At 69.6% G+C, this 13,077-nt stretch carries 4 protein-coding genes and 1 tRNA gene; 1 reads left to right on the forward strand and 4 read right to left on the reverse strand.

All coding sequences use genetic code 11. From position 1 onward, the window contains the following. Positions 1 to 272: 272 nt before the first annotated feature. The 3 genes from ACFW9Z_RS35635 to ACFW9Z_RS35645 form a co-directional block, all read right to left on the reverse strand. Complete coding sequence (locus ACFW9Z_RS35635; protein ID WP_384647786.1) at positions 273 to 3,104, reverse strand: DNA translocase FtsK; 2,832 nt, start codon at positions 3,102 to 3,104, stop codon at positions 273 to 275. 236 nt (positions 3,105 to 3,340) lie between these two features. Next, the gene (locus ACFW9Z_RS35640) at positions 3,341 to 4,024 is read right to left on the reverse strand and encodes a two-component system response regulator (RefSeq protein WP_384647788.1); all 684 of its coding nucleotides are present in this window, start codon (positions 4,022 to 4,024) and stop codon (positions 3,341 to 3,343) included. 244 nt (positions 4,025 to 4,268) lie between these two features. Next, the gene (locus tag ACFW9Z_RS35645; protein WP_384647790.1) at positions 4,269 to 9,701 is read right to left on the reverse strand and encodes a HAMP domain-containing protein; all 5,433 of its coding nucleotides are present in this window, start codon (positions 9,699 to 9,701) and stop codon (positions 4,269 to 4,271) included. Between the two features lie 399 nt (positions 9,702 to 10,100). On the opposite strand from ACFW9Z_RS35645, the gene ACFW9Z_RS35650 reads away from it, so the two are divergent. Beyond that, positions 10,101 to 12,728: a SpoIIE family protein phosphatase gene (locus tag ACFW9Z_RS35650; RefSeq protein ID WP_384647792.1), complete on the forward strand. Its 2,628-nt coding sequence runs from the start codon at positions 10,101 to 10,103 to the stop codon at positions 12,726 to 12,728. Positions 12,729 to 12,790: 62 nt separating this feature from the next. Here ACFW9Z_RS35650 and ACFW9Z_RS35655 read toward each other — a convergent pair. Next, positions 12,791 to 12,863: transfer RNA gene (locus tag ACFW9Z_RS35655), tRNA-Thr, on the reverse strand. Positions 12,864 to 13,077: the final 214 nt, after the last annotated feature.

A 13,077-nucleotide genomic window follows, 5' to 3' on the forward strand; every position in this document is an offset into this window, starting at 1 on the left:
ATCGGGCTCGCCGGACGGCCCCGCGGACCTCTCCGCGGGCGGAGCGGGGGCGGGACCGTGCCCCGATCGAGGACTGGGCAACCTGGAGTGGGCCGAACAGGGTGGGGAACAACGGGCTGGGCGGGCGGGACGAGCATCGATCCGCCCCTCCCTCCAACTGGACGTACGACCGCGCGAAACGGTTGCCCACGAAACCTTTACGGATGGATTCACCTGTACGGAGTCGGCCCGCCGCTCCCGGCGACGGGCCACCCCTGCGGAACCGGCCACCCTCAGGGAGCGGATTCCCCGCGGATGACGGCCAACACCCCGTCGAGCTCGTCCGGTTTCACCATGACGTCGCGCGCCTTGGACCCCTCGCTGGGTCCGACGATGTTGCGGGACTCCATCAGGTCCATCAGCCGCCCCGCCTTCGCGAAGCCGACGCGCAGCTTGCGCTGGAGCATCGAGGTCGAGCCGAACTGGGTGGAGACGACCAGCTCGGCGGCCTGGCAGAGCAGGTCCAGGTCGTCGCCGATGTCCTCGTCGATCTCCTTCTTCTGCTTCGTACCGACCACGACGTCGTCCCGGAAGACCGGGGCCATCTGGTCCTTGCAGTGCTGGACGACGGCGGCGACCTCGTCCTCGGTGACGAACGCGCCCTGCATACGGGTGGGCTTGTTGGCGCCCATCGGGAGGAAGAGCCCGTCGCCCTTGCCGATGAGCTTCTCGGCGCCGGGCTGGTCGAGGATGACCCGGCTGTCGGCGAGGGAGGAGGTGGCGAAGGCGAGCCGGGAGGGCACGTTCGCCTTGATCAGACCGGTCACCACGTCGACCGAGGGGCGCTGGGTGGCGAGCACCAGGTGGATTCCGGCGGCGCGGGCCAGCTGGGTGATGCGGACGATCGAGTCCTCCACGTCACGCGGGGCGACCATCATCAGGTCGGCCAGCTCGTCGACGATCACCAGCAGATACGGGTACGGCGACAGCTCCCGCTCGCTGCCCTCGGGCGTCTTGCACTTGCCGGTGCGCACGGCGTGGTTGAAGTCGTCGATGTGCCGGTAGCCGAAGGCGGCCAGGTCGTCGTAGCGCAGGTCCATCTCGCGCACGACCCACTGGAGCGCCTCGGCGGCCTTCTTGGGGTTGGTGATGATCGGCGTGATCAGGTGCGGGATGCCCTCGTACGCGGTCAGCTCGACGCGCTTGGGGTCGACGAGGACCATCCGGACGTCCTCCGGGGTGGCCCGCACCATGATCGAGGTGATCAGGCAGTTGATGCAGGAGGACTTACCGGAGCCGGTCGCACCGGCGACCAGGACGTGCGGCATCTTCGCGAGGTTGGCCATCTCGTAGCCGCCCTCGACGTTCTTGCCGAGCGCCACGAGCATCGGGTGATCGTCCTCGGCCGCGTCCGCGAGGCGCAGGACGTCACCGAGGTTGACCATCTCCCGGTCGGAGTTGGGGATCTCGATGCCGACGGCGGACTTCCCCGGGATCGGCGAGATGATCCGTACGTCCGGACTGGCGACGGCGTACGCGATGTTCTTGGCCAGCGCCGTGATCTTCTCGACCTTCACGGCCGGGCCGAGCTCGATCTCGTACCGGGTGACCGTCGGCCCCCGGGTGAAGCCGGTGACGACGGCGTCGACCTTGAACTCGGAGAAGACGTTGGTCAGCGAGGCGACGACGGCGTCGTTGGCGGCGCTGCGGCTCTTGCCGGGCCCGCCGCGCTCCAGCAGATCGAGCGAGGGCAGCGAGTACGTGATGTCCCCGGAGAGCTGGAGCTGCTCGGCGCGGGCGGGCAGGTCGCCGGTCCGCTCGGGCGCGGGCTTGGTCAGATCGGGTACGGCTCTGGTCAGATCGGGTACGCCACCGGGGTCACCGGGCACGGCGGCCCCCGCCCGGCCCGCCCCCCGGTCCTTGCCCGCGCCACTGTCCCGCCCGTGCTCCCGGGCCCCGGGCACGGGTGTCCCGGTACGTTCGCGGTCCCGGTCCACCGAGACGCCCTGGGTCAGGTCGGCGACGACCGGCGAGGGCGGCATCCCGTTGAGTACGGCCCCGTCGAGCGCGGCGGCCGCGGCCGCGGCGACGTCCACCGCGTCCAGGGGCCGGTTCATCACGGGCTGCGCGGCGGGCCTGCGGGGCCTCCGGCGCTTCGTGAGGGCTTCCGCCTCGGCGCTGTCGTGGTCGTACCCGGCGTCATCGGCGTCGGGCGCCTGCCGGCGTGCGGAGCCGCGCCGCGTCCCGGCGGGCAGCGCCTCGCGCCACTGCTCGTCGTAGCGCTCGTCGTCGTCCTCGTACCCCTCGCCGGGCTCGTACGCCGGTTCCACGATCCCGAGCCGGACGCCGAGCTGCCGCAGCCGGCGCGGGATGGCGTTGACCGGGGTCGCGGTGACGACGAGGAGCCCGAAGACGGTGAGCAGCACCAGCAGCGGTACGGCCAGCACCTCGCCCATCATGAAGATCAGCGGCTTGGACGCGGCCCAGCCCACCAGCCCGCCCGCGTCCTGCATCGCCTCGGTGCCGTCCTCGCGGCCCGGCGAACCGCAGGCGATGTGGACCTGCCCGAGGACGCCGACGACCAGGGCGGAAAGCCCGATGACGATACGGCCGTTGGCGTCGGGCCGCTCCGGATACAGGATCAGCCGTACGGCCATCGCGCCGAGCAGTATCGGCGCGAGCAGATCGAGCCGGCCGAACGCCCCGGTCACCAGCATCTCCACCAGGTCACCGACCGGCCCCTGGAGGTTGGACCAGGTGCCGGCGGCCACGATCAGCGCGAGGCCGAGGAGGAGAAGGGCCAGGCCGTCCTTGCGGTGGGCGGGGTCAAGTCCCTTCGCACCGCGCCCTATGGAGCGGAACACCGCACCGACGCCGTGCGCCGTGCCCAGCCAGATCGCGCGCACCAGCCGGTAGATGCCGTTGGTGGGGGAGGGTGCCGGTTTGGGCGCGGGCCTCTTGGCGGCCGCCTTCTTCGCGGGAGCCTTCTTGGCGGGCGCGCTGGACTTCTTCGGGGCGGTCTTCTTGGCGGGCGCGGCTTTCTTGGCCGGCCCGGGAGTACGGCCGACGCGCTTCGCGGTGCCCGCCGTGCCCTGGGAACCCTTGCCGGACGTACGTGAGGCCATGGTGCCGAGGTTACCGCTGTCGACGCCCGTGAACACGTTCGCCTACTGGTTCACCCAACCGTGTCGTCGCAGGGGAACCGGGAACTGACGTGCCCTCATGGCACGGAGCGTTCCGGACGCTGCCCGGAGCTCCGGCGTCCCGTGCCCGATCAGCCTCTGATCCTCCCGCGTCCGCGCCCGGGCCGTCTGCGATCCGGCCGGAGGACGACACTCTCCGATCAAGCCGACGGACGACGCTAGTTCTGCGCGGGCAGGACCCCGCCGCTGCCGCCCGTGCCCGGCTCCAGCGCGTCGAGCGCGCGGCGCAGGCCGGTGAGCTTGCGTTCGAGATGGGCCGCCGTGGCGACGGCCGCCGCGTCGGCCGACTCGTCGTCGAGCTGTTTGGAGAGCGCTTCCGCCTGCTCCTCGACCGCCGCGAGCCGCGCGGAGAGTTCGGCCAGCAGACCGGCCGGCTCCTTCTCGTGCCCGTTGCCCGTGTGGCCGTCGCCCTCCAGCTGGAGGCGCAGGAGCGCGGCCTGCTCGCGGAGCTTGCAGTTCTTCATGTACAGCTCGACGAAGACCGAGACCTTGGCGCGCAGCACCCACGGGTCGAACGGCTTGGAGATGTAGTCCACCGCTCCGGCCGCATAGCCCCGGAAGGTGTGGTGCGGGCCGTGGTTGATCGCGGTGAGGAAGATGATCGGGATGTCCCGGGTCCGCTCGCGCCGCTTGATGTGGGCGGCGGTCTCGAAACCGTCCATGCCCGGCATCTGGACGTCCAGCAGAATGACCGCGAAGTCGTCCGTGAGCAGCGCTTTGAGCGCCTCCTCCCCTGACGATGCCCGGACCAGTGTCTGATCGAGCGCAGAGAGGATGGCCTCCAGCGCCAGCAGATTCTCCGGCCGGTCATCGACCAGGAGGATCTTGGCCTTCTGCACCATGGCCCGTCCTCCTCGCCCCGGAAATGCACCGGGTGCCGCCCCAGGGGACGACTCCCTTACGCCGTCCGTCCTTGTGCCGGTCATGGTAGCCGCACCCCGCCCGTCACCACACCCTGTCACCGCGATGTCACTGTGCACATACCGCAAACGCGGTGGGAGACCAGAAGGTTCCCCGAATACGGCGAGTTCACACCCGTTCGAGCACAGTCGGTCAGCAACTCAGCGCAGTTCGTTCAAAATCCGATCACTCTCCGTGCATCCACTGCTCCATCACTGCCAACAGATGATCAGGGTCGACCGGCTTCGTCACATAGTCGGAAGCGCCGCAGTCGATCGCCTTCTCCCGGTCGCCCTTCATCGCCTTCGCGGTGAGCGCGACGATCGGCAGCCCGGAGAACTGCGGCATCCTCCGGATCGCCGTCGTGGTCGCATAGCCGTCCATCTCGGGCATCATGATGTCCATCAGTACGACCGTCACATTGTCGTTCTGCTCCAGGACTTCGATGCCCTCACGGCCGTTCTCCGCGTACAGCACGGTCAGACCGTGCTGCTCCAGCACGCTGGTGAGCGCGAAGACATTACGGATGTCGTCGTCGACGATGAGCACCTTCTCGCCGCGGAACCGGAACGTCCGCCGGGGCTCCGGCGCATCCTCCGCACCGGCCGGGCTCCCCTGCACCCATTCCTCCTGCGGGGCGCTCTCCCCCGTGGGCCGACCGGCGGGCAGCGCGGGCCGCCGGGCCGCTTCCCCGAGGGCCTTGCGCCGCCGCCGGAACATCCCCGCCGAGTTGGCCGGGTCCCCCAGCGGGGCGGAGTCCCCGCTCTGCTGCGCCTGCCCGTTCTCCGAGCCGCCGCCCAGCCCCTCGGCCGAACCGGAACCGACCTGGGGGTAGCCCTGCGGGGGCAGTTCGGCGCGGTGCAGCGGCAGGTACAGGGTGAAGGTCGAGCCCCGGCCCGGCTCGCTCGCCGCATGGATCTCGCCGCCGAGCAGCCGCGCGATCTCCCGGCTGATGGAGAGCCCGAGACCGGTGCCGCCGTACTTGCGGCTCGTCGTACCGTCCGCCTGCTTGAACGCCTCGAAGATCACCAGCATCTTGCTGGAGGCGATCCCGATCCCGGTGTCGGTGACGGAGAAGGCGATCAGATCGGCGTCCGCGTCGCGCAGCGAACCCGACTCCAGCAGATGCTCCCGGATCGCGTTCGGCACATCGGCACCGGCCGGCCGGATCACCAGCTCCACCGCCCCGCTGTCGGTGAACTTCACCGCGTTGGAGAGCAGGTTCCGCAGCACCTGGAGGAGGCGCTGCTCATCGGTGTGCAGCGTCGCGGGAAGCTCCGGCGAGACCCGTACGGAGAAGTCGAGGCCCTTCTCCGCGGTGAGCGGGCGGAAGGTCGCCTCCACGTAGTCGACCAGCTGGACCAGCGCGATCCTGGTCGGGCTGACATCCATCTTGCCCGCCTCGACCTTCGACAGGTCCAGGATGTCGTTGATCAGCTGGAGCAGGTCGGAACCGGCCCCGTGGATCGTCTCGGCGAACTCGACCTGCTTCGGCGACAGATTGCCCTCGGCGTTGTCCGCCAGCAACTTGGCCAGGATCAGCAGCGAGTTGAGCGGCGTACGCAGCTCGTGCGACATGTTCGCCAGGAACTCGGACTTGTAGCGCATCGAGACCGCGAGCTGCTCGGCACGCTCCTCCAGGACCTGCCGCGCCTCCTCGATCTCGGTGTTCTTCACCTCGATGTCGCGGTTCTGCTGGGCCAGCAGCTCGGCCTTCTCCTCCAGTTCGGCGTTGGACGCCTGGAGGGCCTTCTGCCGGTTCTCCAACTCCTGCGAGCGGTCGCGCAGCTGCTCGGTCAGCTCCTGGGACTGCTCAAGGAGCTTCTCCGTCTTGGTGTTGACGCTGATCGTGTTGACGCTCGTCGCGATCATCTCGGCGAGCTGGTTGAGGAAGTCCCGCTGGATGTGCGTGAACGGCTGGAAGGAGGCCAGTTCGATGACACCGAGGACCTTGCCCTCGAAGAGCACCGGCAGCACGATCACATGCGCGGGCGGCGCCTCGCCGAGACCGGAGGAGATCTTCAGGTACCCCGGCGGCACATTGTCGACCTGGATGGTCCGCTTCTCCTCGGCCGCCGTCCCGATGAGCGTCTCACCGGGCCGGAACGAGGTCGGCATCGACCCGGCGGAGTAGCCGTAACTCCCCCGCATCCGCAGCTCGTACGAGCCGTCGTCACCGTTGTCCGGACCCACCTCGTCCGAGTCGCCCGGCGACATGGCCAGGAAGAACGCGCCATGCTGCGCGGAGACCACCGGCGTCAGCTCGCTCATGATCAGCGAGGCCACGTCGTCCAGATCGCGGCGGCCCTGCATCAGACCGGAGATCCGGGCGAGGTTGCCCTTGAGCCAGTCCTGCTCCTTGTTGGCGAGCGTGGTGTCGCGCAGGTTGGCGATCATCGTGTTGATGTTGTCCTGGAGGACCTGGATCTCCCCGGCCGCGTCCACGTCGATCTTCAGGTTGAGATCGCCGCGGGTCACCGCCGTGGCGACGGCCGCGATGGCGCGCACCTGACGGGTCAGGTTCCCGGCCATCTCGTTCACCGACTCGGTGAGGTCGCGCCAGGTGCCGTCCACGTCCCGCACCCGCGCCTGACCGCCCAGCTGCCCTTCCGTGCCCACCTCGCGGGCGACCCGGGTGACCTGATCGGCGAACGAGGAGAGCTGGTCCACCATCGTGTTGATGGTGTTCTTGAGCTCCAGGATCTCGCCGCGAGCGTCAATGTCGATCTTCTTGGTCAGGTCGCCCTTGGCGATGGCCGTGGTGACCGTGGCGATCTGCCGCACCTGGCCGGTCAGGTTGGAGGCCATCGAGTTCACGGACTCGGTGAGGTCCTTCCACGTACCCGAAACGCCCGGCACGCGGGCCTGGCCGCCCAGCTCACCTTCCGTACCCACCTCGCGGGCCACACGTGTGACTTCGTCCGCGAAAGAAGACAGCGTCGTCACCATGGTGTTGACGGTGTCGGCCAGCTCCGCGACCTCGCCGCGCGCCTCCACGGTGACCTTCTTCGTCAGATCGCCGGTAGCGACCGCCGAGGAGACCCGGGAGATGTTCCGTACCTGGCTGGTCAGGTTGTTGGCCATCAGGTTGACGTTGTCGCTGAGGTCCTTCCAGATGCCGGTGGCCCCGCGCACCCGTGCCTGGCCGCCGAGGATGCCCTCGGTCCCCACCTCGCGCGCCACGCGCGTGACCTCGTCCGCGAAGTTCAGCAGCTGGTCGACCATCGTGTTGACGGTCGTCACCAGTTCGAGGATCTCGCCCTTGGCATCCACGGTGATCTTCTTGGAGAGATCGCCCTTGGCGACCGCCGTGGTGACCTCGGCGATGTTACGGACCTGAAGGGTCAGGTTGTTCGCCATGCCGTTGACGGACTGGGTGAGGTCCTTCCACGTACCCGAGACGCCCTGCACCTCGGCCTGACCGCCGAGGATCCCCTCCGTACCCACCTCACGCGCGACCCGCGTCACCTGCTCCGCGAAGTTGGAGAGCTGGTCCACCATCGTGTTGAGGGTGTTCTTCAGCTCCAGGATCTCGCCGCGCGCGTCCACGTCGATCTTCTGCGACAGGTCACCGCGGGCCACCGCCGTGGCGACCTGCGCGATGTTACGGACCTGAGCGGTCAGGTTCCCCGCCATCCCGTTCACCGAATCGGTGAGATCGCGCCACACTCCGGCCACACCGGGCACCTGCGCCTGACCGCCGAGCCGCCCGTCCGTACCCACCTCGCGGGCGACCCGGGTCACCTGGTCGGCGAAGGCGGAGAGCTGGTCCACCATCGTGTTGATCGTGTTCTTCAGCTCCAGGATCTCGCCCCGGGCGTCCACGTCGATCTTCTGCGACAGGTCGCCCCGCGCCACCGCCGTCGTCACCTGGGCGATCTGCCGCACCTGGGAGGTGAGGTTCCCGGCCATGAAGTTGACGGAGTCCGTCAGCTCCTTCCACGTACCGGAGACACCGTCCACCCGCGCCTGGCCGCCGAGGCGGCCCTCGGTGCCCACGTCCCGGGCCATCCGCGTCACCTGGTCGGCGAAGCTGGAGAGCTGCGCCACCATCGTGTTGACGGTGTTCTTCAGCTCCAGCATCTCCCCGGCCACATCCACGGTGACCTTCTGGGAGAGGTCACCGTTGGCGACGGCCGTGGTCACCTGCGCGATGTCACGGACCTGACCGGTCAGGTTGCGGAACGCTGTGTTCACCGAGTCGGTGAGGTCCTTCCACGTCCCGGCGGCGCCCGGCACCTCGGCCTGACCGCCGAGCCGGCCCTCGACGCCGACCTCGCGGGCCACCCGGGTCACCTCGGAACCGAAGGACTGGAGCTGGTCCACCATCGTGTTGACGGTGTTCTTCAGCTCCAGCATCTCCCCGGCCACATCGACCGTGACCTTTTGCGACATGTCGCCGCTGGCCACCGCCGTCGTCACCTGGGCGATGTCACGCACCTGCGTCGTCAGATTCCGGAAGACCGTGTTCACCGAGTCGGTGAGGTCCTTCCACGTCCCCGCGGCCCCCGGCACCTGCGCCTGGCCACCGAGAAGGCCCTCGCCACCGACCTCGCTCGCCACCCGCGTCACTTCGTCCGCGAAGGTGCGCAGCGTCTCGGTCATCTGGTTGATCGTCTCGGCGAGCTGGGCGACCTCGCCGCGCGCGCTCACCGTGACCTTCTGCGTCAGGTCACCACTGGCGACCGCCGTCGTCACCTCAGCGATGCCGCGCACCTGGGAGGTGAGGTTGCCCGCCATCGTGTTGACGGAGTCGGTGAGGTCCTTCCACACCCCGGCCACGCCCGGCACGGTCGCCTGACCGCCCAGCTCGCCCTCCGTACCCACCTCACGGGCGACGCGCGTCACCTCGGAGGAGAACGAGGACAACTGGTCGACCATCGTGTTGACGGTGTTCTTCAGTTGAAGCATCTCGCCGGCCACATGGACGGTGACCTTCCGCGACAGATCGCCCTTGGCGACCGCCGTCGTCACCAGCGCGATGTCACGGACCTGGGCGGTCAGCCGGTACGCCATGGTGTTGACGGAGTCCGTGAGGTCCTTCCAGGACCCGGACATCCCGCGCACCTGGGCCTGGCCGCCGAGCTTGCCCTCAGTGCCCACCTCCACCGCGACGCGCGTCACCTGTTCGGTGAAGACCGACAGCTGGTCGACGAGGTTGTTGACCGTACGGGCGACCTTCAGGAACTCGCCGCGCAGCGGGCGTACCGTCTCGTCCGTCGTGTGCGACCGCAGCTCCATCCGCTGCTCCAGGTCACCGTCGGCGACCGCCGACAGCACCCGGCCCACCTCGGAGACCGGTCGCGCGAGATCGTCGACGAGCTCGTTGGAGGCGTCGATCGCGGCGGCCCAGGAGCCCTCGCAGGCCCCCGTCTCCAGCCGCTCCGTGAGCTTGCCCTCACGCCCGACCACCCGCCGTACGCGCGCCAGCTCACCGGTGAGGTGGAGATTCCGGTCGGCGACCTCGTTGAAGACCGCCGCGATCTCCGTCATCACGCCGTCGCCGGAGACCGTGAGCCGCCGGCGGAAGTTGCCGTCGCGCATCGCCACGAGGCCCGCGAGCAGCCTGTTCAGAGCTGCCGCGTCGACTTCGACGGTGCCATTGCGCTGCTTTTTCACGGACTGTCCGCCTTTTGTACGCGTTCCTGAACCCCGCGCCGCCACGCCAGACTCCACCGTGTCCCTCCCGCAGGGGTTGACCGTTTCGCTCGGGCCTATCCGGAAGCTTGCCCAGTTCCACTTTGGCTCACCGCCACAGCACACCGTCAACGGGTGGCCGGGCGGACGTCAAATCGTTGCAACGTACCAGGCCGGAACAGGTCGCCGGGCAACCTCCCCCACTCACACCCCGTCCCTGCCACCGGGAGACATACTCGTGCGCCCGCGCACGACTCCCGCACCGTCCTGTCCCGATCTCGGCCCTCGTGTACCCGGCACCCTCGACGAACGTCTAGCCTGGCAAGCGAATCGAAGCGGCGATAAACGGGCACAGGACTCGGGGAAGCGACGAGACACCATATGGGGAGTGCTGTGATCACCGCGCGCGCGGCCGCCACCTTCGAACCGGTCGGGCGCTCGGTCGCGACCGCCCGCGCCTTTGTCCGGGACACCCTCCAGGGGTGGGGGTACAACGATGTCGTCGACGACGCCGTCGTCCTCACCAGCGAGCTCGTCACCAACGCCGTGATCCACGCGGGCACGGCGGCCGACGTGCTCTGCCTGCGCACCGAGGACGGCGTACGCGTCGAGGTCGCCGACCACTATCCGGAGCGTGAGGTCCCGCTCCAGAGCAACGGCCTCGACTTCGGCTCCCCGGACCGCGAGAACGGCCGGGGCCTGCTGCTCTGCGCCGCACTGGCCGCCCGCTGGGGCGTCGAGTACACCCCCACCCGCAAACATGTCTGGTTTCAGCTGGACCTGCCCGAGCGCCCGGTCGGCATCCGCTCCGCAGGACCGCTCCTGCCCACCGCGCTGCTGCCCGTCACGGACCAGCGCGTACGGGTGGCGGTCGTCCAGATCGACCACTCCGGCTCGATCGCCGCGTGGAACGACGACGCGGCCTTCCTCTTCGGGCACGCGGCGGACCAGGTCTCCGGCAAGCAGCTCACCGACTTCGTGGCCTGGCCGCACACCCCCGGCACCAACACCGGGATCGCGGACGCGCTCCAGCTCTCCCGCTGGGAGGGCAGCTACGGGATCCGCTGCGCCGACGGCCGGGTCATCCCCGTCTACGCCTCGCACCTGCGGGTCCGCGACACCGACGGCGAACCGTCCACGGTCTGCCTCCTCGTCCGCGACTACGAGCGCGCCGTCCTGCAGTCCCCGGTCCGCACCCCGGTCTCCGACTCCTCGTCCGAGAACCGCAGTACGGACCCGTTCGAGGTCTTCATCGGCTCACCCGCCCCCGACGACCTGGACGGCCTGCTCCAGCGGACGGTCGAACGGGCCCGCGACATGCTCGACGCGGACTCCGCCTTCCTCCTCCTCGCCACGGACGACGAGACGGAGCTGGAGGTCCGCGCCACGACGGGCCTCCCCTCGGCCCGTCAGCGCTTCGCCCGGGTCCCCGTGGAAGCCGGGACGGGCCGCTACGGCTCCGCCCGGATGCCCGCCGTCCACGAGGACCTGACTGCCGTACCCGGCGCCGTACCGCTCCTCACCGACACCGGGATGCGCTCGGTCGTCACGGTCCCGCTGAAGGTCGAGGGCCGTCTGACCGGCTCCCTGGGCGTCGCGGCGGAGGCCCCGGGCCGCTACTCGAACGAGGAGGCCCTGCGCCTCCAGTTCGCCGCCGACCGCATCGCGCTGGCCGTGGAGTCCGCCCGCCTCGGCGAGCTGGAACGGCTCCGCCGCGGCTCCCTCTCCTTCCTCGTCGAGGCCTCCGACCTGCTGGCCGGCACGCTCGACCGGGACCAGACCCTGGCGCTGATGGCCCAGATGACGGTCCCGACCCTGGCCACCTGGTGCGCGGTCTACACGATCGCGGACCAGTCCTCGGACCCGTACCTCTCGTACGTGCTCCACGAGGACGAGGACCTCATCGACGGCCTCAAGGCCCTGCTCTCCAAGATCGCCCCGCCGGACCCGGTCCCGACGCCGGGCGCCCGCATCTGGGCCGCCCCGTCCGAGGCCGGCCACCGCGCCGCTCTCTCCACGTCCACCCGCAGCCTGGACCACGACGCGCCGTTGAGCATGTCCACGGCCACCCGCACCATCCTCGCCACGGCCCAGGCGGTCGGCGGTGAGACGGTGGTCCTGCCGCTGGTCGCCCGGAACCGCGTGATCGGCATGCTGACGCTCGGGAAGCCCTCGGACGACCACTTCCGCCAGGAGATCCTGGAACTGGCCGAGGACCTCTCCCGCAGAGCCGCCCTGGCCCTGGACAACGCCCGTCTGTACTCGGAGCGCATGGCGATCAGCCAGTCCCTCCAGCGCAGCCTGCTGCCCCCGGGCCTCCCCGACATCGAGAACGTCGAGATCGAGGTCTTCTACCGCGCGGCGGGCGAGGGCAACGAGGTCGGCGGCGACTTCTACGACGTCTTCCCGATCCACGACGGTGCGTACGGCTTCGCCATCGGCGACGTCTGCGGTACGGGCCCGGAGGCGGCCGCCGTCACCGGTTTGGCCCGCCACGCGCTGCGCCTGCTGGCCCGCGAGGGCTTCACGGGCCCCGCGGTCCTGGAGCGCCTCAACGCGGCCATCCTCGACGAGGGCGCCCGCAGCCGCTTCCTCACTCTCCTCTACGGGGAGCTGTGGCCCCAGGAGGACGGCAGCGCCCTCCTGAAGCTCGTCTGCGCCGGCCACCCGCTGCCGCTGCGCCTGCGCCAGGACGGCTCCGTGGAGGCAGCCGCCGAACCGCAGCCCCTGCTCGGCGTCCTGGACGACCTGGAGCTGTACGAGCAGGAGGTCACCCTCGACCCGGGCGACGTCCTCCTGTGCGTCACGGACGGCGTCACCGAACGCCGCGAGGGCACGCGCATGCTCGGCGACGACGGCCTCGCGAACGTCCTGTCGACCTGTACGGGCCTGACGGCCGGAGCGGTCGCCGCACGCATCCTGCGGGCCGTGGAGCGCTTCGCGGCGGAGCCCGCATCGGACGACATGGCCATCCTGGCGATGCGCGTCCCGGAGCCGCCCCGCCTCTGACCCGAGACCGGCAAAAGTGAAAGGCCCCCGCCATGTGGCGGGGGCCTTTCACTTTCTCTCTGAGCCCCAATGCGGAATCGAACCGCAGACCTTCTCCTTACCATGGAGACGCTCTACCGACTGAGCTATTGGGGCCTCGCTGCGCTGTGGCAACGAGGTAAACCATACACGGGATCCGGGGATGCGCATAATCGCGGCCGCCACGAGTTTCCCGGCCTGCCGGCCCTGCCGTCGGCCGGGGCAAGGAGCCGGGCCCGGAACGCAGAAAAGCCCCGCACCACAAGGGTGCGGGGCTTTCCCACAATAATTGTTCGGCGGCGTCCTACTCTCCCACAGGGTCCCCCCTGCA

Source organism: Streptomyces sp. NPDC059452, assembly GCF_042750035.1.
Taxonomy (GTDB): domain Bacteria; phylum Actinomycetota; class Actinomycetes; order Streptomycetales; family Streptomycetaceae; genus Streptomyces.